Genomic DNA, 18,954 nt, shown 5'->3' with positions numbered 1-18,954 from the left:
TCCGTTAAGGAATGAGGTTGCGGCCCTTTTCCCAAGTTGGGGGCGGCGGCTCTTTGATGTGCATCAAATTCTACATCTTCGATTTAGCTTTTTGCCCGCAAAGGTCAGGGGGCTTACGTGTCATCGCCTTGATTTTCCGCGGCTTCCCGCCGAAGCCAGCGGATGAAATCGCGCAGGGCGGGGCGGGTGACGCCGGGTGCGGTGACGATGTGATAGCCGGCATCGCCCGCGTCCTCGAACAGGGCCAGCAGACGTCCGGCCCTGAGGTCCTCGGCCACCGCGATGCGGGTCGCGATGGCGATGCCCTGACCGCTGCGCACCCCGTCGATCATCAGGTTGCCCGGAACATGGGTGACGCTGGCCAGCCTTTGGCCGACAATGCCGCGCGTCTCCAGCCAGCGGCTGGTTTCATTCTGCCCCAGTTCCTGAAGCCAGGGCACGGTCACAAGGTCGCGCGGGGTTTGCGGCAGGCCCGATTGAAACAGCGACGGCGCGCCGACGACCACAAGCGGCGCGCGCATCAGCAACCGGCTGTCCAGCCCTTTCCAGGGGCCGGTGCCATAGCGCAACGCTACATCGACGCCGCCGGGGGCAGGATCGGTCAACCGCGGGTCGGGGTTGATCATCAGTTCGACATCAGGGCACAGCGCCCGGAACCCTGCCAGCCGGGGCATCAGCCAGTTGGCGGCAAAGCTGGGCGTGCAGGCGACGTGCAAGGGGCGCCCGGCGTCGGCGCCGGTCAGGGCCTCGACGGTCTGGATCAGCTGGCCGAAACCGTCCAGCAGGGCGCGCGCCAGGATCTCTCCCTCGGGGGTCAGGGACAGGCTGCGGGCGCTGCGGTCCAGCAACGACAGGCCAAGATGGGTTTCCAGCGCGCGCATCTGTTGGCTGACGGCGGCATGGGTGACATTCAGCGCTGCCCCCGCCTGCGCGACCGAACCGGTCTGGGCATAGGCGGCAAAGGCGCGCAGGGCGCTGAGCGGGGGCAGGGATGACCAGTTCAAAAGTTAGCCCAGCTTACACATCAGATTTTTTCCTGAGTCGCTTTTGATCGACCCTATGCCGATGATGATTGCATGAAATGCTTGCCAAAAAGGATAATAGGATGTTGGGCGTCTTTGCAAAAACTTTCATGACAGCCACGGGCGCGCGGCCGGAAACCCGGTTGCGGCCCGATTTGCCAAAGCTGGGGCTGCGCGAAAAGGACCTGCCGTTTTATCGCGGTCCCCGGGATGGGGGGCACAAGGATGATTGATCCGGGTGTTCTGTTCCGCATTCCGCGCCGCGACCCTGCACAAACCGGGCAAAGGGGCGCAAGGCAGGTCCATGACCTGCCTCATCCGCTGCGATGGTGGTGAGTGAATGGACGCCGGCGCCTCAGGAAACGCGCGAACAGGACGAGGCACCGGCGTCATACCCCCCGACAGGGCGGGGTGTCTTTGGATCAGGGGGAGGGCCCCGACCTTATGGCCCAAGTTTTTTCAGAAACCGGGCCTGCGGGCTTTGACCCAAATCAAGATCGGCACCATCATACGCGGTTTTTTGAATATTATTCTGGATACATCTTTTACGCGATCCTGACCTGGGAGCTTCCCATCGCCCCGGGGTCGCCGCGCAACAAAAAACGGGCCAGGAAAATCCCGGCCCGTTTCGTTTTCAAAGTCGAAGGGACGACTTATTCAGAGGCTTCGCCGCCACCCAGTCCGTGCACATAGGTGGCAACGGCGCGGATCTCGGCCTCGGAGAGGCGTTCGTTCCAGTTGGGCATCACGCCATAGCGGGCGTTGTTCACCGTCTCCATCAGCGAGTCGTAGTCGCCGCCATACAGCCAGATCGCGTCGCTCAGGTTCGGAGCGCCCTGGATGCGGTCGCCCTTTGCGTCGTCGCCATGGCAGGACGCGCAGTTGTCCAGATAGACGGTTTCACCCTCGGCCACGGCTGCGGCATCCTGGGGTTCACCCGACAGGCTCATGACGTAGTTGACGACCTGGTTGATCTGCTCAGGTTCCAGCAGTTCGTCGCGTCCAAAGGCCGGCATTTCCGACTGACGGGCCCAATCCACGTCGATGTCGGGGTTGCGGATGCCGACGGTGATCGTGGTGTGGATGTCCTCGATCGAGCCGCCCCAAAGCCAGTCATCGTCCAGCAGGTTGGGATAACCCTTGGCCCCCGCCGCACCGGACCCGTGGCACTGGGCGCACCAGGTCTTGAACACGGCGCTGCCGGCGTTGATGGCATAGCCGTTCAGCTCGGGGTCGGTTGCGATCTCGGACAGCTCGACCGAGGCCAGCTTTTCGTTGATCGGACCGTTGCGGGCCTCGACGGCAGCGATTTCAGCCGCCACTTCGCCCCGGGTCGAGTACCCCAGAATGCCCGCGGTGGCCGAATTGATGCCCGGCCAGGCAGGGTAGGCGATGGTATAGCCGATGCCCCAGACGATACAGACATAGAAGGTATACAGCCACCACCGCGGAAGGGGTTTGTTGTATTCCTGGATGCCGTCCCAGCTGTGTCCCGTCGTCTCATAATCGAGATCGTCGTTCTTTTTCTTGTCACTCATGTCCCGGCCTCCTTATTCGGCGGGTTTGTCGGCCTGCACGGGGGCAGGTCGATCATCGTGGCGAAAGGGAATGTTCGCGGTGTCCTGGTGGATCGCCTTGGATCCGGGCCGCAAGGCCCAGAAGACGATCCCCATGAAGAAGGCGAACATCGCCAGCAGCGCCCAGCTGTCTGCCAGCTGCCGAAGGAAAGAATACTGTTCCATAATCCCCCCTTTAGCGGCTTGCGTCAGGCGTGAAGGTCGAGAAATCGACCAGCGTGCCCAGCATTTGCAGATAGGCGACCAGCGCATCGAGTTCCGAAACGCCCGGCTGGCTGTCAAAGTTGCGCACGTTGACGTTTTCGCCATAGCGCTCGAACAGGCCATCGGTATCGGCGTCGGGATCTGCCTGCGCGGCGAAATCCGCCTGGCCGGCTTCGACCATCTCGTCCGAATAGGGCACACCGACCAGGGCGTGGGTGGCCATCAGGTCACCGATGTATTTGCCGTCGATCAGCTTGGCTTCGAGAAAGCCATACTTGGGCATGACCGATTCCGGCACGACCGATTGCGGGTCGCGCAGGTGGTCAACGTGCCAGTCATCCGAATACCGGCCGCCGACGCGGGCAAGGTCGGGCCCCGTCCGCTTGGATCCCCACTGGAACGGGTGGTCGTACTGGCTTTCAGCCGCAAGGCTGTAGTGGCCATACCGTTCCACTTCGTCCCGCATCGGGCGGATCATCTGGCTGTGGCAGACATAGCATCCTTCGCGGATGTAGATGTCACGACCAGCCAGTTCCAGCGGCGTGTAGGGGCGCATGCCTTCGACGTCCTCGATGGTGTTGTCGAGGTAGAAGAGCGGCACAATCTGCACCAGGCCCCCGACCGTCACCGCGAGAAAGGCAAAGATTGCCAAAAGCGTGACGTTTTTCTCGAGGACTGCGTGTTTGTCTAGAATTGCCATTGTGTCCGGTCCTCCTTATTCGGCCGGCGTGGCATGGGCCGAGGCGGCGCTGGCTTCGACAGCCGGCGAACGCTTAACGGTCATCCACAGATTGTAGCACATGATCATGGCTCCGCCGAGGAACAGGCCTCCGCCAAGGGCACGCACCACATACATCGGGAACTTGGCGCTCACGGTGTCGGCGAAAGAGTTCACGAGGAAACCGTTGGCATCGACTTCACGCCACATCAGGCCTTCCATGATGCCGGTCACCCACATGGATGCCGCGTAAAGAACGATGCCGATCGTGGCCAGCCAGAAGTGCCAGGACACCAGCGACAGCGAATACAGACGTTCGCGGTTCCACAGTTTCGGCACCAGATAGTACAGCGCGCCAAAGGTGATCATGCCGTTCCAGCCAAGTGCGCCAGAGTGGACGTGACCGATGGTCCAGTCGGTGTAGTGCGACAGCGAGTTGACTGCGCGGATCGACATCATCGGACCTTCGAAGGTGGACATGCCGTAGAAACCGATCGAGATCACCATCATGCGGATCACCGGGTCGGTGCGCAGCTTGTCCCATGCGCCCGAAAGCGTCATCAGACCGTTGATCATGCCGCCCCAGGAGGGCATCCACAGAACGATCGAGAACACCATGCCAAGGGTCGAGGCCCAGTCAGGCAGCGCGGTATAGTGCAGGTGGTGCGGACCGGCCCAGATATAGATGAAGATCAGCGCCCAGAAGTGGATGATCGACAGCTTGTAGCTGAACACGGGGCGTTCGGCCTGCTTGGGAACAAAGTAGTACATCATGCCCAAAAAGCCCGCGGTCAGGAAAAAGCCCACGGCGTTGTGGCCATACCACCACTGCGTCATGGCATCCTGCACACCCGAGAAGACCTGGACCGATTTGGAACCCCAGATCGACACGGGGATCGACAGGTTGTTGAACACGTGCAGCATGGCGACGGTCAGGATGAACGACAGGTAGAACCAGTTGGCCACGTAGATGTGCGGCTCTTTGCGCTTGACGATTGTACCGACGAAGACAGCCAGATAGCACAGCCAGACGATGGTCAGCCAAAGGTCGACGTGCCACTCGGGCTCGGCGTATTCCTTGGACTGGGTCGAGCCCAGCAGATAGCCGGTTGCCGCCAGCACGATGAACAGCTGGTAGCCCCAGAAGACGAACCAGGCAAGGTTGCCGCCCCAAAGGCGGGCAGCACTGGTGCGCTGGACCACGTAGAACGAGGTCGCGATCAGGGCGTTACCGCCAAAGGCAAAAATCACGGCGCTGGTGTGCAGCGGACGCAGGCGCCCGAAGTTGGAGTAGCCCTGAGCCCAATCAAAGTTGAGCACCGGCCAAGCCAGCTGAGAGGCGATGAATGTCCCGACCAGAAAGCCGACGACGCCCCAAAAGGCGGTTGCGATCACGCCGGCGCGCACGACGCCGTCCATGTATTCGTTCGCGACGGGTGTCGCGGGCACGGGTTCATCCGTATGGCGCAGGGTCCACAGGAATAGTCCTGCTGCAACCAGCAGGATGATTATCGCGTGTACCTGGTAAGCCAAGTCGCGCGCGTAGCTGGCTGCGATCATCGCAAAGATCGCCACCAGACCAAGCACGATAAGCTTGATATAGTTCAACATTGTTCGTCCCTTCGTCTTTCCTGCACGATTCGGATTCCCGGCAGGCGGTTTTTAGACTGTGTGCGTTTTGCGCGGTTAGATCAAAGACGACCTTGATCTGCATCAATGGATGCTGCGATGCGGCTTGACGCGTATCAAGGTGCGGCGATCCGCGCGCCGCTAGTCTGGTATCAGAATGCAGCGTCTGACCGAGGAAACGCCATGAGCTATAAGTCTATCCTAACCGTTGTAACCGATCCGGGGCTGGCCGAAAGCACCGTTTCACATGCCGCCGCCGTTGCGATTGGGGCCGATGCGCATCTGGATGTGCTGTGCCTGGGCGTCGATCGCACCCAGACCGGGTATTATTATGCCGGCGCCAACGCCATGGTCCTGCAGGAAACCCTGACCCGCGCCACCAAAGAGGCCGAGGACCTGGCCGCAAAGACACGCGCCATTCTGGGCCGGTTCGATGTACGCTGGGGGGTTGACCACGGGGTTGCGCAACTGGCCGACATCGGTCGCCACGTGGCGGCGCGGGCGCGGTTCTCGGACCTGGTGGTGCTGCCAAAGCCCTATGGCAAGGAGCGTGGGGTGGAGTTGGAACCGGTCATCGAAGGGGCCATGTTCGAAGGGCAGGTGCCCGTGGTGGTGGTGCCCGATGATGTCGAACCTCCGACCCAGCCCAAGCGGGTGGTGATCGGCTGGAACGAAAGCTCGGAGGCGCTGCGGGCAGTGCGGGCTGCGCTGCCGGTGCTGCGCGGCGCGGATGCGGTGCACGTGGTGGTCATCGACCCGCCGCAGCACGGGCCGAACCGGTCGGATCCGGGTGGCCTGCTGTCGCAATACCTGGCCCGTCACGGCGTGAAGGCCGAGATCGACGTTCTGTCCAAGACCATGCCGCGGGTGTCGGACGTGCTGATGCGTCATGTGCGCGACATCGACGCCGACCTGGTGGTGATGGGGGCCTATGGCCATTCGCGGTTCCGCGAGGCGATCTTGGGCGGTGCGACCCGCAACATGCTGGAGCAAGCCAGCGTCACGGTCCTGATGGCCCACTGAAGACGGGACACGGCGGGACGGCGCTCGCTCTTGCAGAGCATCGCCCCGCCCACCGTCCCGTCGGGCCCGGCCTTGGCGGTTTGCGCGCGGGCTTGTGGCATTTCGGCGATCTGCTAGCCTGTCGGAACGCAACAGGAGAGTTCCGATGGCCTATGTTTCCGGTTTTCTTGCCCCGGTGCCCGAGGACAAGAAAGACATCTATATAGACAAGGCAAAGGCCAGCTGGCCGTTGTTCAAGGAATACGGCGCCACCAGCATGGTCGAAACATGGGAAGCAGACGTGCCGGATGGCGAACACACGTCCTTTCCGATGGCGGTCAAACGCGAGCCGGGGGAAAAGATCGTGTTTTCCTGGATCACCTGGCCTGACAAGGCGACCTGCGATGCCTGCTGGGCCTCGATGGAGACCGATCCGCGCTGGCAGGTGATGTTCGACATGCCCTTTGACGGAAAACGCATGGTGTTCGGCGGATTCGATCAGATCGTCAGCCTGTGAACCAATTTGGGCAGCGCCAGGGCGCTGCCCATCCGGTCGCTGTCAGGAAAAGATGCCGCCGTCGGCGTCGTCTCCGGCCTCGTCCAGCAGGCGGGCCATGTCGGGAACGGTGACGTGGCGCTTGCCCTCAAGGTGGATGACGCCATCCTTTTTCAGGGCAGAAATCTGGCGGCTGACGGTTTCCAAAGTCAGGCCAAGGTAGTCCGCCATGGCTTCGCGCGTCAGGGGCAAGTCAAAGACCAACGGCCCTTCGGATCCCTTTACCTTGAGCGTCGCATCGCGCCGCGCGATGATCGACAAGAGCGATGCGATCTTTTCGCGCGCGGTCTTGCGACCCAGCACCAGCATCCATTCGCGTGCCGCATCCAGTTCGTCCAGGGTCATTTCCAGAAGACGCTGGGCGATATGGGGCGTGCGGCCCATCATGTCCTCGAACGGCGTCTTGCGGAAACAGCACATGACCAGATCGGTGGTCGCGACCACGTCATAGGCGGCGGCCTCGCGCCCGGGGCGGCCGACGAAATCAGAGGGCAGCAGCAGACCGACCATCTGGGTGCGGCCGTCCTCCATGGTCTGGGTCAGGGTGGCGATCCCGGACACGACCGAGCCGACGAAATCCATCCGGTCACCGGACCAGATCACCGTCTGGCCGGCCTCGAACTTGCGGTAATACTTGATCTCTTCCAGCCGCTCCAGTTCATCCGTCTCGCAGCGCGCGCAAACGGCCCGATGGCGGATCGGGCAGCTGTCGCACTGTTGGGCGATGGCAAGGCTTTTTTCATTCAGCATCGATTTGCTCGTGTTGATCTGAGTCAAGGTGGTGCTCCTTCGATGCTCATAACTGTACGCGCATGGACACGCGAACACAACTTGCCCGACTGGGCCTTTTCGACGCGAAAGTACCGCGTTACACCTCATATCCGACAGCGCCGCATTTTGCCGGCGATGTGGGGCCGGAAAGCTATGCGCGATGGATCGAGGCTCTTCCCCAAGATGGGGAGATTTCTCTGTATTTGCATGTCCCTTTTTGCCGCAGGTTGTGCTGGTTCTGCGCCTGCCGCACTCAGGGTACATCCACCTTGGCCCCTGTCGAAGCATATGTCGAGACGCTGAAGGCCGAACTGGCCCTGCTGCGCAGGCATTTGCCACGGGGCGTGACGCTGTCGCGGTTGCATTGGGGCGGCGGCACGCCGACGCTTTTGTCGCCGGACATGATGAAATCGCTGATCGACGCGGTGCGCGAAACCGCAGATTTTTCCGAAGGTGCCGAGTTTTCGGTCGAGATTGACCCGAATGAAATCGACGGCGCGCGCCTGGACGTGCTGGCCGCAGGCGGCATGAACCGCGCGTCGATCGGGGTTCAGGATTTTGATCCTGAAATTCAGGAAACCATCGGGCGTCCGCAGGGCTACGAGATCACCCGCAAGGCCGTGGACCTGATTCGCGATCGCGGCGTGGCCAGCCTGAACGCCGATATCCTGTTTGGACTGCCGCACCAATCACAGGCGCGCATCACCGAAACGGTGCAAAAACTGCTGAGCTTCAGCCCGGACCGCGTGGCGCTGTATGGCTATGCGCATGTGCCCTGGATGGCGAAACGCCAGCAGATGATCCCTTCGGATGCGCTGCCGACACCGACAGAACGGCTGGACCTGTTCGAGACGGCGCAGCGGCTGTTCAAATGGGATGGCTACGAGGAAATCGGCATCGACCACTTCGCGCAGCCCTCTGACGGGCTGGCCATCGCCAAGAAGACCGGCAAGCTGCGCCGGAATTTCCAGGGCTACACCGACGACACCGCCGCGGCGCTGATCGGGGTGGGGGCATCGTCGATTTCGCGGTTCCCGCAAGGGTTTGCCCAGAATGCGCCGGCGACCTCGGCGCATACGACGGCAATCCGGGCAGGCAAGTTTTCAACCTCGCGGGGGCATACCTTCAAGGGGCAGGACCTGCTGCGCAGCCGTCTGATCGAGATGGTCATGTGCGATTTCCGCATCGACGCCGAGGAAATCCTGCGCGATTTCGACATCTCGCGCGAGGCGCTGTTCGCCATGATCGAAAAGGCCAGGGCCGAGTTCGACAACCTGCTGGTGGTCACCGAGGAAGGTCTGTTCATTCCGCCTGCGGTGCGTCCCCTGACGCGGATCGTGGCGCGGGCCTTTGATGCCTATGACCTGAGCAAGGCGGGGCACAGTTCGGCCATCTGAACCGGAACGGAGGCTGGCGCTCGCTCTTGCAGAGCGTCGCCCCACCCACCGTCCCGCGGAGAGTCAGACGGCGATGTCGAAGGCCGCCGAAAGCAGCGTTCTGGTATAGTCCGTGCGCGGTCTTTCAAAGACATCCTCGGCGTCGCCGTATTCCACCACGTCGCCTTGTTTCATCACGATGACCTTGTGGCTCATGGCGCGCACGACCTTCAGGTCGTGGCTGATGAACAGATAGGCAAGGTTGTATTTGCGCTGCAGGTTGCGCAGCAGCTCGACGATCTGCACCTGCACCGTCATGTCCAGCGCGCTGGTCGGTTCGTCCAGTACCACCAGGCGCGGCCGCAGCACCATGGCGCGGGCGATGGCGATGCGCTGGCGTTGCCCGCCCGAGAATTCATGCGGGTAGCGATGCATGGTGGCCGGATCAAGCCCGACCTCGCGCATGACGTCGGTCACCGCTTCGCGGAAGGGGCGGCCATCGGGCGATCCGTGCACACCCAGCCCTTCGGCGATGATCTGTTCGCAGGTCATGCGCGGCGACAGGCTGCCAAAGGGGTCCTGAAAGACGATCTGCATTTCCGACCGCAGGCGGCGCAATTCCTTGGTGGACCAGCCGCGCACATCCTGGCCGCGGTAGGTGATGCCACCTTCGGACCCGATCAGGCGCATGATGGCCAGAGCCAGAGTCGTCTTGCCCGATCCGCTTTCGCCGACGATGCCGATGGTTTCCCCGGCCCGTACCGCGATCGAGGCATCATTGACCGCCTTGACTTGGCCGACGGTGCGTTTCAGCAGGCCTTCCTGGATCGGAAACCAGATCTTGAGGTGGTCGGTGCGGGCGATTTCCTCGGCCCCGGCGTCCACGGGATCCGGCAGGCCGGTGCTTTCGGCGGACAGCAGCATTTGCGTGTAGGGGTGCTGGGGGGTGGCGAAAATCTCGCGCGTGGCGCCCTGTTCGACGATTTCCCCATCCTTCATCACACAGACCCGGTCGGCGAATTTGCGCACGATGGTCAGGTCATGGGTGATGAACAGCAGGCTCATGTCCTCGGTCTGTTTGAGGTCGGCCAGCAGTTGCAGGATCTGCGCCTGAATGGTGACGTCCAGCGCCGTGGTCGGCTCGTCCGCGATCAACAGTTCAGGCCCGTTTGCAAGAGCCATGGCGATCATCACGCGCTGGCGCTGACCGCCGGACAGTTGGTGCGGATAGGACGACAGGCGGCTTTCGGGATCACGGATGCCGACCTTGTTCAGCAGTTCGATGATCCGGGCGCGCGCCGCGTCGCCAGTCAGGCCCTGGTGCAGGGCGATGCTTTCGGCCAGCTGCTTTTCCAGCGTGTGCAACGGGTTGAGCGAGGTCATCGGCTCTTGAAAGATGAAGCTGATGTCGTTGCCGCGCACCTTGCGCAGCAGCTTGTCCGAGGCGCCGATCATCTGCTGGCCTTCGTACAGGACCGATCCGCCGACGGTGGCGGAATCGCCCAGCAGCGACACGGTGGACAGCGCCGTGACCGATTTTCCCGATCCGCTTTCGCCCACCAAGGCCACGGTTTCGCCGCGCCCGACGGTAAAGGACACGCCTTTGACCGCCATGTTGGTCTGGCCGTCCTGGCGGAACGACACCGTCAAGTCCTTCACTTCGAGAATATTGCTCATGCGAAGGTTTTCCTTGGGTCAAAGGCGTCGCGCACGCCCTCGAAGATGAAAACAAGCAGCGACAGCATCACGGCAAAGACCGTGAAGGCGGTAAAGGCCAGCCAGGGGGCCTGCAGGTTCTGCTTGGCCTGGAGGGTCAGCTCGCCCAGCGAGGGTGCGGAGGAGGGCAGGCCAAAGCCCAGGAAATCAAGCCCGGCAAGCGTGCTGATCGTGCCGGTGACGATAAAGGGCAGCATGGTCAGGGTGGCGACCATGGCGTTGGGCAGCATGTGGCGGAACATGATTTTCCAGTTGGACACGCCCAACGCCTTGGCGGCGCGGACGTATTCCAGATTGCGCGCGCGCAGGAATTCGGCGCGCACCACACCCACAAGAGCCGTCCAGCCAAACAGGATCGTTAGCACCACCAGCAACCAGAAACTTCGCCCTAGAATGGCGAAGAGGATGATGATGACATAGATCGACGGCGTCGCGCCCCAGATCTCGATCAGGCGTTGAAAGATCAGGTCAAGCCAGCCGCCGAAATAGCCCTGAAGTGCCCCTGCGACGACGCCGATCAGGCTGGCGCAGACGGTGACGATCAGGGTGAACAGGATCGACAGGCGAAAGCCATAGATGACGCGGGCGACCACGTCACGCTTGGTATCATCGGTGCCCAGCCAGTTCTGGCTGTTGGGCGGCAGCGGGGCCGCGCCGGGGCGATCGACAGGGGTGTTGAAACTGTAGGGGATCAGCGGCCAGATCATCCAGCCCTTGTGGAAATCGCCATCCAGGGTTTCGCCCCTGTCCACCGCTTCGATCAGCCCCTCGGGGTCGTCAAAACAATCTTCGATGCCACCGGTCTTGATGAGGCATTTCACCTCGGGGTCGCGATAGGCGGCCTCGGTCTTGAAATCGCCGCCGAATTCCGTTTCGGGGTAAAAGTTGAAGATCGGGGTGTAATAGTCGCCGCGATAGTTCACGAGAAAGGGTTTGTCGTTGGCGATGAACTCGGCGAACAGCGACAAGACAAAGAAGAACAGGAAAATCCACAGCGACCAGAAGGCGCGGCGGTTGCGTTTGAAGTTGCGCCAGCGGCGCTGGTTCAGGGGGGACAGGGCCATGGCTTATCCCTCGCGCTTTTCAAAGTCGATGCGCGGATCGACAAGGACATACATCAGGTCGGACAGGATGTTCACCACCAGCCCGATCATGCCAAAGATGAACAGCGTGCCAAAGATCACCGGGTAGTCGCGCGCCACGGCGGCCTCGAACCCCAGACGGCCCAGACCGTCGAGCGAAAAGATCGTCTCGATGATCAGCGAGCCCGAGAAGAAGACGCCGATGAAGACCGCCGGAAAGCCCGCGATAACGATCAGCATGGCATTGCGAAAGACATGGCCGTACAGCACGCGCCGCTCGCTCAGCCCCTTGGCGCGGGCGGTCATGACATAGTGTTTCTTGATCTCGTCCAGGAACGAATTCTTGGTCAGCAGGGTCAGCGTCGCAAAGGCCGAGATGGTCGAGGCAATGACCGGCAGCGCGATGTGCCAGAAATAATCGCCAATCTTGCCGATCAGGCTGAGCTGGTCGAAGTTGTCCGATGTCAGCCCCCGCAGCGGGAAGATCTGCCAGTAACTGCCGCCCGCGAACAGAACCAGCAACAAGATGGCGAACAGGAACCCGGGGATGGCATAGGCCACGATGATCGCGCCCGACGTCCATGTGTCAAAGCTGCTGCCATCCTTGACCGCCTTGCGAATGCCCAGCGGGATCGAGATGATATAGGCGATCAGCGTCGACCACAGGCCAAGGCTGATCGACACCGGCATCTTTTCGATCACCAGGTCGATCACGCTGATCGAACGGAAATAACTCTCGCCGAAATCGAGGCGCATGTAGTTCCACAGCATGTTCAGAAAGCGTTCCAGCGGCGGCTTGTCAAAGCCGAATTCCTTTTCCAACTGGGCGATGAATTCAGGCGGAAGCCCGCGGCGGCCGACCGAATCCTCGCCCGCTCCGGCGACTTCTCCGCCGCCGCCGGCGATGCCCTGGAACACGTCGCCTTCGCCCTCGATCTGGGCGATGATCTGTTCGATCGGACCGCCGGGCACGAACTGCACCAAGGCAAAGTTGATGATCATGATCCCAAGCAGGGTCGGAATGATCAGCAACAGCCGTCTGAGGATATAGGCGCCCATTGCGGTTTACAGCGCCCCGGCGTCGCGCAGTTTTTGCGCCTTTTGCTCATCCCACCACCAGATCGAGCTTTCGCCCATCGACAGCGGCGGCGGGGTGTCGGTGTAGGGGCGGCCAAAGACGTCGCGATAGGCGATGTTGTGCACGCCCTTGTACCACTGCGGCACCCAGATGTGCATCGACCGCAGCACGCGGTCCAGCGCGCGCACTGCGACATCCAGTTCCTCGCGCGACTGGGCGTCGGCGATGATGCGGATCAGCTTGTCGACGCCTTCGTTTTTCAGGCCCGGCACGTTGACCGACCCGGGCGTGTCGGCACTGGCCGAGCCAAAGATCTGCTGCAATTCATCACCCGGCGTCTGCGACATGGCGAACCGCTGGGTGACCATGTCGTAGTCGAAATTCTTTTCACGCTCCTGCGCCTCGGCGGCGTCCACGCGGTTGGCGCTGGCGTCGATGCCCAGGCGTTTGAGGTTCTCGATATAGGGGTTGATGATGCGATCAAAGCTGGGGCTGTCGTTCAGCACCTCAAGCGTCAGTTTCTGGCCGTCCTTGTAGCGAAAGCCATCGCTGCCCACTTCCCAACCGGCCTCTTCCAGCATCTTGCCCGCCTGGCGCAAGGCGCGGCGGTCTGCCAGGTCGCTGGCCGAGGAGGTGGCCGGCACAAAGGCCGGTTCGGTGAACACCTCTTCGGGGAAGTATTCGCGCAGCGGTTCCAGAAGGGCCAGCTCGGCCTCGGAGGGCATGCCGCTGGCCTGAAGTGTGGGCGAGTTTTCCCAGAAACTGTCAGTGCGTTCATACAGTCCGTAAAACAGGCTTTCGTTCGACCATTCAAAGTTGAAGGCCATACCGATGGCTTCACGCACGCGCGGGTCCTGGAATTTGTCGCGGCGCATGTTGAACCAGAACCCCTGGGTGCCGGCGGGGCGACCATCGGCCAGGTTTTCCTTGATCACATGGCCCGCCGTCAGCGCCGGGAAGTCGTAACCAGTGCCCCATTCCTTGGACGAGTATTCTTCGCGGAACAGGTAGGCACCGCCTTTGAAGGCCTCGAAGGCGGTGGTGTAGTCCGAGAAATACTCGAACTTGATGATGTCAAAGTTGTTGTGGCCGATGTTCACGGGCAGGTCCTTGGCCCAATAGTCATCGCGCCGCTTGTAGGACACCGAGCGGCCGGGATCGACCGCATCCAGCAGGTAGGCGCCCGAGCCAAGCGGCGGCGTCAGGCTGCTTTCGGTGAAGTCGACGGTTTCGTAATAGGCCTTGGACAGGATCGGGATGCCACCGGCCGTCATCAGCAGTTCGCGCAGCGGGCCAGTGGGGTCAAAGGTGAACTTGACCGTGTGATCGTCGATCGCCTCGGCGCCGGTGAAATACTGGAAAGTGGTCTTGTAGCTGGGGCGGCCTTTGTCACGCAGGGTTTCAAAGGAAAACACCACGTCCTGCGCGGTCACCGGGGTGCCATCGCTGAACGTCGCCTCGGGGCGCATGTAAAAGATCACCCATTCGCGGTTTTCCGGGTACTCCATGCTGGCGGCGACAAGCCCGTACATCGCGTCGGGTTCTTCGAGGTTGCCGGTCATCAGCGTGTCATAGAACACCGTCGCCCCCGCCGCCGCGTTGCCCTTGAGGATATAGGGCGTCAGGCTGTCGAAGGTGCCAAAAGCCCAGGTCGAAAATTCGCCGCCCTTGGGGGCATCGGGGTTCACATAGTCGAAATGGGGAAAATCGGCGCCGTATTTCAGATCGCCAAAGGTCGAAACGCCGTGCGCCTTGATGGTGTCCTGGGCCAGCGTCATCGACGCGCCAAAGGCCAGAACCAAGGCGGACAAGGCGCCAATGGCAAAGCTGCGGGCGGGCAGGGCCCGGATGGCCTGGGCGCGGGCATCGGTTCGTTTCATGTGCTCTCCCCTTTGTTTCGTCGGCGGCCATTCATGGCCTGTTAACCAAGTTATTGGTGTTAGACTGGCATTGATCAAGTTGAGATTGCGTAAACGTGACCGATGCGGCGCGCTTCGTGCGCGGCAAGACGGCCGTGTCGGGCGGGGCCATGAAAAAAAGGGCCGCACCCGGACAGGTGCGGCCCTTGATTTTGTCAAGCCATCGGGCGGATCAGCCGCCGAGACTGTCGAGATAGGCAATCAGGTTTGCGCGATCTTCTGCCTTGGGCAGGCCCTTGAAGCTCATCGAGGTGCCGGACGCGGAGCCCTTGGGGTCCGCGAGGAAGGTGCTCAGGTGCTCGGGGGACCAGACATCGCCGATTGCGTTCAGCGCGCCGGAATAGCCAAAGCCCGCGACGCTGCCGATGGCGCGACCCACCACACCGTTCAGGTGGGGACCGGTTGCATCGGTGCCGTCGATCTTGTGGCAGGCGCGGCACTTGCCGAACACCTTTTCGCCCTTGGCCGCATCGGCCGAAGCCATGAGAGTCGCAAAGTCGACTTCCTCGACGGGACCAGTCTCCTCGCCGCCGCCAACTTCGATCACGTAAGCCGCGTGCACTTCGTCGCCATGACCGCCGCCGCCGGTGTGGTACAGCAATTCAGCGCCCCACTTGCCCAGCAGAAAGATCAAAAATGCGCCGCAGACACCGCCCACGATCTTGGTAAGAGTCATCGTATCCAGCATGAGAAGCCCTGTTCGTCTGAAACTTGGTTCGGGCGGGTATCTACGGCTTCCCTTCGCTTATGGCAAGGTATAGAAGCCGCGACCAAACGCCCGATCCCCAATATTTCTCAAGGAATGTCAGCCATGAGCAAGCTTATCGCCTTTCAAGGAGAGCTGGGCGCCTATTCCCACGAGGCCTGCGCCAACGCCCGTCCGGACATGACGCCCTTGCCCTGCAAGACCTTCGAGGACGTGATCGACGCGGTGCGCAGCGACAAGGCCGAACTGGCGATGCTGCCGGTGGAAAACACCACCTACGGGCGCGTGGCCGACATTCACCGACTGTTGCCGGAAAGCGGGCTGCGCATCGTCGACGAGGCCTTTGTGCGGGTGCATATCAGCCTGATGGCCCTTCCAGGCGTGCAGATCGAAGACCTCAAGGTGGTGCGCGCCCATCCGGTGCTGCTGCCGCAGGCGCGCGATTACCTGACCCGCTATGGCATCCGCGGCGAGGCGGCGGCCGACAGCGCCGGCGCGGCGGCTGACATCGCCGCCACGCAGGATCGCACGGCGGGGGCGCTTGCCTCGGATCTGGCGGCGCAAACCAATGGCCTGCACATTCTTGCGCGCCACATCGAGGACCACGCCCACAACACCACGCGCTTTTTGATCATGGGCAAAAAGCCCGATTTCTCGCGCCGGGGCGATCATGGCATGATGACGACCTTTGTCTTTCAGGTCCGCAACATTCCCGCCGCGTTGTACAAGGCGATGGGGGGATTCGCCACCAATGGCGTCAACATGACCAAGCTGGAAAGCTACATGGTCGGCGGGTCCTTTACCGCAACGCAGTTCTACGCCGATATCGAAGGCCACCCCGAAGATCCGGGCGTCAAGCTGGCCCTGGAAGAGCTGGATTACTTTACCTCGATGCTGGACATCCTTGGGGTCTATCCGCGCGACCCGCGCCGGGACTGACCGATCAGATCAACAAGGAGGCCGCGCCTTCGAGGCGCAGCAGCCAAACCTTGGTCTCGATCCCGGTGCCGCCGGAAAACCCGCCCAGCCCCCTGGCCCCCAGAACCCTGTGGCAGGGGATCAGGATCGGCAGGGGGTTGCCTCCGCAGGCCTGCCCGATGGCCTGGGCCGGTACCCCCAGCGCCCTGGACAGATCGCCGTACTGCCTTGTTTCGCCATAAGGAATGGCCAGCATGGCGTCGCAGACGCGGCGCTGGAAATCGCTGGCATCGACCCGCAGCGGCAGATCAAAGACCTGCCGCCTGCCGGCAAGGAAATCCAGTACCTGGTCTTCGGCGCGGCGCAACAGGGGGCTGTCGTCGTCGGCGTCGCCGCCCCATGCCAGACGGGTGAGGGCGCCCTGGTCTTCGGTGACGGTCAGGCGGCCGATCGGGGTATCAAGGCTGCGTTCGGGCAAGGGGGCACCTTTTGTCCTGTGACCAGGGTCCAAGCCTAACTGCCCCGCCCCCCACCGCAAGGCATTTCCCTTCGCCTGACAATCGCGCTAAAGGCTGGATCAGCAAAACAGGGGGCTTCGATGGAGCAGGAAGAACTGGCGCGGATCGGTGCCTCGGCGCCGCGGCGCATGATCGGGGTTGGCGCGCTTTTGGGGTTGGGGGGCTTGCTGCTCTATGTCGGGTTGGCAACGCCGATGGACAGCGTCCTTTGGCAGGCGGTGCTGGTGCTGTTCGGGCTGTTCGCGCTGTGGGCCAGCCAGATGATGTGGAAGGCCACCGGCATCCAGCTGATCCTGACCGAAGAGGGGCTGTTCGAAGACACCGGCACGGTGCTGGCCCTGATGGACGAGGTCGCCAAGGTCGATCGGTCGCCCTTTGCGATGAAGCCGTCGAACGGCTTCCTTCTGATCCTCAAGGAACCGCGGCCGCGCGCCTGGCGTCCGGGCCTTTGGTGGCGCATCGGTCGGCGGGTCGCGGTTGGGGGCGTCACCTCGGGCGGGCACACAAAGCCGATGGCCGATATCATGACCCTGCGTCTGGCGCAGCGCGAAGGCAAGGTCTGACCCCGACCGCCGCAGGGGGCAATCGGGGTCATGGTCCTGTCAGACCCGGCAAGGGCGCGCGGGATATCAGCAGCTGGTCGCGTTCTCGGCGTTGTTGTTGCAAAGCGATCCGCCCGGCGCGTCCTGGTCACCATTGCCCCAGCCGTTGTTACCGTTCAGTCCGGCGATCACCATCTGGGGGGCATAGCGCGGGCGGGTGAAACTGTAGGCGGTGATGGTAAAGGGGTTCAGGCCCACTTTGAAGACCGGGTTATGGTCATCCCAGTTTTCGACGATGATCAGCTGATCGCCGTCCATCGCGCTGGGCAGGCGGTTCTGATAGCCCCCCATATCGCCGTTGTTCAGCGCGGTCTGGCCGCCGCGCGTGTCGGACCAGAGAAACTCCCAATCGGCCTTCTTGGCGTTGTATTCCACCAGGGTCAGGCGCAGCGCGGTGCCGGTGGCCTCGGCCTGGGTCAGCAGTCTGAGCAGTTCATAGGCGCTGTCGACATAGGTGTCGTCGATCTCGTTGGTTTCACGCGACAGCATGTCCGAGATCACGAAGTTCGCTTTCTGGTTCACGGATTGCTGGCGGAAGGCGTCGAAATAGACCCAGCAGGCCGCGAAAAGCCACAGCAGCACAGGCATCACGATGATCGCTTCCAGCGTCACGTATCCTTCCTGGTCGCGGCGAAAGCGCGCGATGGTCGAGGACAGGAGACGGGTCGGTTTTACAAGTGACATGGATCCGTTCCTTTACAGGGGTTCGTGAACAAAGGCGGTGGCGGCGACGATGGCGGTATAACCGGCGTCGTCCTTGGCCAGGCTGGAACTGAGCGTGCCCGCCGGGGTGATCGGCTGGTACTTGTAGCAGGCGCGCAAAAGCATCATCGCCTGTTCGCCGCCACGGTAGAACCCGCGCACCGGGTTCACCTCCTGGCTGACATCGACGCAGTCGGCATGGGTGGGCGGTGCGCTCCAGGACCGCATGTCCAGCGACACCATCTCGAGGCGCAGCATGTCTTCGCAGCCGGGCAGGATGGCGGCGCCCTGGCAGATCCGGGACTTGAGCGCGTCATGCGACACGTCCGAGGCCACGTCCAGGCGCAGATCGCGCACAGCGTCGTCCAGTGCCCGTTCCAGCGCCGTCTGGCGGACCGTCACGGTGCCCAGTTCGACCGCCGACAGGATCAGACCAAGGAAAACCGGGGTCCACAGGGCAAAGGGAACCACCATCGAGCCCGCTTCATCCCTGGCAAAGCCGCGCAGGGCCTTCTTTACAAAACACATCATTGGATCAACCTCAGGGTTTGGAGGGTACGCGCGATCTGGCTGAAGGTGCTGTCCAGGTCGCTGCCTTGCACGTCAAAGTAATGGGCCGGGGACGAGGCGCAGTCGCGCATGGCGGCCAGACCGCGGGACGGGGCTTCGACGCCGATGGCATAGATCACCACGCCTTCGCTCTTGGCCGCCGAGCAGACGGAGGACAGGTTGCTGTCTGCCTGGTCGTCGTTCTGGATCACTTCGTAAGCGTAATAGGCATCAAGGTACTGCTGGTAGGTGATCTTGCCCTTGGAATAGGCGAACCAGTAGTATTCGTTGCCGACCGCAGCAGTCTTG

At 62.2% G+C, this 18,954-nt stretch carries 20 protein-coding genes; 6 read left to right on the top strand and 14 right to left on the bottom strand.

From position 1 onward, the window contains the following. Positions 1-113: 113 nt before the first annotated feature. Positions 114-1,004, bottom strand: a complete 891-nt coding sequence (locus QF118_RS18420; protein WP_282300496.1) for a LysR family transcriptional regulator — start codon at positions 1,002-1,004, stop codon at positions 114-116. Positions 1,005-1,132: 128 nt separating this feature from the next. Here QF118_RS18420 and QF118_RS18415 point away from each other — a divergent pair, with 128 nt between their 5' ends. Continuing rightward, entirely contained in the window at positions 1,133-1,255 is a 123-nt protein-coding gene (locus QF118_RS18415; protein WP_282300495.1) for a hypothetical protein, read from the top strand. A gap of 420 nt (positions 1,256-1,675) precedes the next feature. Here QF118_RS18415 and ccoP read toward each other — a convergent pair whose 3' ends face one another. The 4 genes from ccoP to ccoN are packed head-to-tail and all read right to left on the bottom strand — an operon-like array spanning position 1,676 to position 5,132. Next, positions 1,676-2,560 carry a cytochrome-c oxidase, cbb3-type subunit III gene (ccoP, locus tag QF118_RS18410; protein ID WP_282300494.1) on the bottom strand — a complete coding sequence of 295 codons (885 nt, stop codon included), beginning with the start codon at positions 2,558-2,560 and terminating at the stop codon, positions 1,676-1,678. Between the two features lie 12 nt (positions 2,561-2,572). Next, a complete protein-coding gene (locus QF118_RS18405; protein ID WP_282300493.1) occupies positions 2,573-2,764 on the bottom strand; it encodes a cbb3-type cytochrome oxidase subunit 3 in 192 nt (63 codons plus the stop codon). A 10-nt stretch (positions 2,765-2,774) separates the two neighbouring features. Then, complete coding sequence (gene ccoO / locus QF118_RS18400; protein ID WP_282300492.1) at positions 2,775-3,503, bottom strand: cytochrome-c oxidase, cbb3-type subunit II; 729 nt, start codon at positions 3,501-3,503, stop codon at positions 2,775-2,777. A gap of 15 nt (positions 3,504-3,518) precedes the next feature. Continuing rightward, positions 3,519-5,132 (bottom strand): cytochrome-c oxidase, cbb3-type subunit I, encoded by a 1,614-nt coding sequence (gene ccoN, locus QF118_RS18395; RefSeq protein WP_282300491.1) that lies wholly within the window; start codon positions 5,130-5,132, stop codon positions 3,519-3,521. A gap of 201 nt (positions 5,133-5,333) precedes the next feature. Here ccoN and QF118_RS18390 point away from each other — a divergent pair, with 201 nt between their 5' ends. Further along, the gene (locus tag QF118_RS18390) at positions 5,334-6,173 is read left to right on the top strand and encodes a universal stress protein (protein WP_282300490.1); all 840 of its coding nucleotides are present in this window, start codon (positions 5,334-5,336) and stop codon (positions 6,171-6,173) included. 145 nt (positions 6,174-6,318) lie between these two features. Beyond that, positions 6,319-6,669, top strand: coding sequence for a DUF1428 domain-containing protein (locus QF118_RS18385; protein ID WP_282300489.1), 351 nt, complete (start codon positions 6,319-6,321; stop codon positions 6,667-6,669). Positions 6,670-6,711: 42 nt separating this feature from the next. Here the strand turns inward: QF118_RS18385 and fnrL are convergent, their stop codons facing one another. Beyond that, on the bottom strand, positions 6,712-7,458 hold the full coding sequence (fnrL, locus tag QF118_RS18380; protein WP_282302511.1) for a transcriptional regulator FnrL: 747 nt from the start codon (positions 7,456-7,458) through the stop codon (positions 6,712-6,714). A gap of 62 nt (positions 7,459-7,520) precedes the next feature. On the opposite strand from fnrL, the gene hemN reads away from it, so the two are divergent. Continuing rightward, positions 7,521-8,876, top strand: coding sequence for an oxygen-independent coproporphyrinogen III oxidase (hemN, locus tag QF118_RS18375; RefSeq protein ID WP_282300488.1), 1,356 nt, complete (start codon positions 7,521-7,523; stop codon positions 8,874-8,876). A gap of 63 nt (positions 8,877-8,939) precedes the next feature. On the opposite strand, the gene QF118_RS18370 is transcribed toward hemN, so the two are convergent. The 5 genes from QF118_RS18370 to QF118_RS18350 form a co-directional block, all read right to left on the bottom strand. Next, positions 8,940-10,532, bottom strand: coding sequence for an ABC transporter ATP-binding protein (locus QF118_RS18370; protein WP_282300487.1), 1,593 nt, complete (start codon positions 10,530-10,532; stop codon positions 8,940-8,942). Next, the gene (locus tag QF118_RS18365) at positions 10,529-11,635 is read right to left on the bottom strand and encodes an ABC transporter permease (protein WP_282300486.1); all 1,107 of its coding nucleotides are present in this window, start codon (positions 11,633-11,635) and stop codon (positions 10,529-10,531) included. Before QF118_RS18365 ends, QF118_RS18370 begins: the two co-directional genes overlap by 4 nt. Positions 11,636-11,638: 3 nt before the next feature. Further along, positions 11,639-12,712 (bottom strand): microcin C ABC transporter permease YejB, encoded by a 1,074-nt coding sequence (locus QF118_RS18360; RefSeq protein WP_282300485.1) that lies wholly within the window; start codon positions 12,710-12,712, stop codon positions 11,639-11,641. Between the two features lie 6 nt (positions 12,713-12,718). Further along, positions 12,719-14,611, bottom strand: coding sequence for an extracellular solute-binding protein (locus QF118_RS18355; protein WP_282300484.1), 1,893 nt, complete (start codon positions 14,609-14,611; stop codon positions 12,719-12,721). A 211-nt stretch (positions 14,612-14,822) separates the two neighbouring features. Next, positions 14,823-15,338 (bottom strand): c-type cytochrome, encoded by a 516-nt coding sequence (locus QF118_RS18350; RefSeq protein WP_282300483.1) that lies wholly within the window; start codon positions 15,336-15,338, stop codon positions 14,823-14,825. 123 nt (positions 15,339-15,461) lie between these two features. On the opposite strand from QF118_RS18350, the gene QF118_RS18345 reads away from it, so the two are divergent. After that, the gene (locus tag QF118_RS18345; RefSeq protein WP_282300482.1) at positions 15,462-16,295 is read left to right on the top strand and encodes a prephenate dehydratase; all 834 of its coding nucleotides are present in this window, start codon (positions 15,462-15,464) and stop codon (positions 16,293-16,295) included. 4 nt (positions 16,296-16,299) lie between these two features. On the opposite strand, the gene QF118_RS18340 is transcribed toward QF118_RS18345, so the two are convergent. Next, positions 16,300-16,752 (bottom strand): methylated-DNA--[protein]-cysteine S-methyltransferase, encoded by a 453-nt coding sequence (locus tag QF118_RS18340; protein ID WP_282300481.1) that lies wholly within the window; start codon positions 16,750-16,752, stop codon positions 16,300-16,302. Positions 16,753-16,872: 120 nt separating this feature from the next. On the opposite strand from QF118_RS18340, the gene QF118_RS18335 reads away from it, so the two are divergent. Continuing rightward, on the top strand, positions 16,873-17,355 hold the full coding sequence (locus QF118_RS18335; protein ID WP_282300480.1) for a hypothetical protein: 483 nt from the start codon (positions 16,873-16,875) through the stop codon (positions 17,353-17,355). Between the two features lie 66 nt (positions 17,356-17,421). Here the strand turns inward: QF118_RS18335 and QF118_RS18330 are convergent, their stop codons facing one another. Next, on the bottom strand, positions 17,422-18,078 hold the full coding sequence (locus QF118_RS18330) for a TadE/TadG family type IV pilus assembly protein (protein WP_282300479.1): 657 nt from the start codon (positions 18,076-18,078) through the stop codon (positions 17,422-17,424). A 12-nt stretch (positions 18,079-18,090) separates the two neighbouring features. Then, positions 18,091-18,627 carry a TadE/TadG family type IV pilus assembly protein gene (locus QF118_RS18325; RefSeq protein ID WP_282300478.1) on the bottom strand — a complete coding sequence of 179 codons (537 nt, stop codon included), beginning with the start codon at positions 18,625-18,627 and terminating at the stop codon, positions 18,091-18,093. Between the last annotated feature and the right edge of the window lie 327 nt (positions 18,628-18,954).

Source organism: Tropicibacter oceani (assembly GCF_029958925.1).
GTDB classification, from domain to species: Bacteria; Pseudomonadota; Alphaproteobacteria; order Rhodobacterales; family Rhodobacteraceae; genus Pacificoceanicola; species Pacificoceanicola oceani.
The sequence above is the reverse complement of the archived record's forward strand: the minus strand, read 5'-3'. Positions and strand labels throughout refer to the sequence as shown.

Coding starts and splice junctions, on each gene's coding strand:
- QF118_RS18415 (WP_282300495.1), top strand. CDS start 1,133: ATGACAGCCACGGGCGCGCGGCCGGAAACCCGGTTGCGGCCCGATTTG.
- ccoP (WP_282300494.1), bottom strand. CDS start 2,560: ATGAGTGACAAGAAAAAGAACGACGATCTCGATTATGAGACGACGGGA.
- QF118_RS18405 (WP_282300493.1), bottom strand. CDS start 2,764: ATGGAACAGTATTCTTTCCTTCGGCAGCTGGCAGACAGCTGGGCGCTG.
- ccoO (WP_282300492.1), bottom strand. CDS start 3,503: ATGGCAATTCTAGACAAACACGCAGTCCTCGAGAAAAACGTCACGCTT.
- ccoN (WP_282300491.1), bottom strand. CDS start 5,132: ATGTTGAACTATATCAAGCTTATCGTGCTTGGTCTGGTGGCGATCTTT.
- QF118_RS18390 (WP_282300490.1), top strand. CDS start 5,334: ATGAGCTATAAGTCTATCCTAACCGTTGTAACCGATCCGGGGCTGGCC.
- QF118_RS18385 (WP_282300489.1), top strand. CDS start 6,319: ATGGCCTATGTTTCCGGTTTTCTTGCCCCGGTGCCCGAGGACAAGAAA.
- fnrL (WP_282302511.1), bottom strand. CDS start 7,458: ATGCTGAATGAAAAAAGCCTTGCCATCGCCCAACAGTGCGACAGCTGC.
- hemN (WP_282300488.1), top strand. CDS start 7,521: ATGGACACGCGAACACAACTTGCCCGACTGGGCCTTTTCGACGCGAAA.
- QF118_RS18370 (WP_282300487.1), bottom strand. CDS start 10,532: ATGAGCAATATTCTCGAAGTGAAGGACTTGACGGTGTCGTTCCGCCAG.
- QF118_RS18365 (WP_282300486.1), bottom strand. CDS start 11,635: ATGGCCCTGTCCCCCCTGAACCAGCGCCGCTGGCGCAACTTCAAACGC.
- QF118_RS18360 (WP_282300485.1), bottom strand. CDS start 12,712: ATGGGCGCCTATATCCTCAGACGGCTGTTGCTGATCATTCCGACCCTG.
- QF118_RS18355 (WP_282300484.1), bottom strand. CDS start 14,611: ATGAAACGAACCGATGCCCGCGCCCAGGCCATCCGGGCCCTGCCCGCC.
- QF118_RS18350 (WP_282300483.1), bottom strand. CDS start 15,338: ATGCTGGATACGATGACTCTTACCAAGATCGTGGGCGGTGTCTGCGGC.
- QF118_RS18345 (WP_282300482.1), top strand. CDS start 15,462: ATGAGCAAGCTTATCGCCTTTCAAGGAGAGCTGGGCGCCTATTCCCAC.
- QF118_RS18335 (WP_282300480.1), top strand. CDS start 16,873: ATGGAGCAGGAAGAACTGGCGCGGATCGGTGCCTCGGCGCCGCGGCGC.
- QF118_RS18330 (WP_282300479.1), bottom strand. CDS start 18,078: ATGTCACTTGTAAAACCGACCCGTCTCCTGTCCTCGACCATCGCGCGC.
- QF118_RS18325 (WP_282300478.1), bottom strand. CDS start 18,627: ATGATGTGTTTTGTAAAGAAGGCCCTGCGCGGCTTTGCCAGGGATGAA.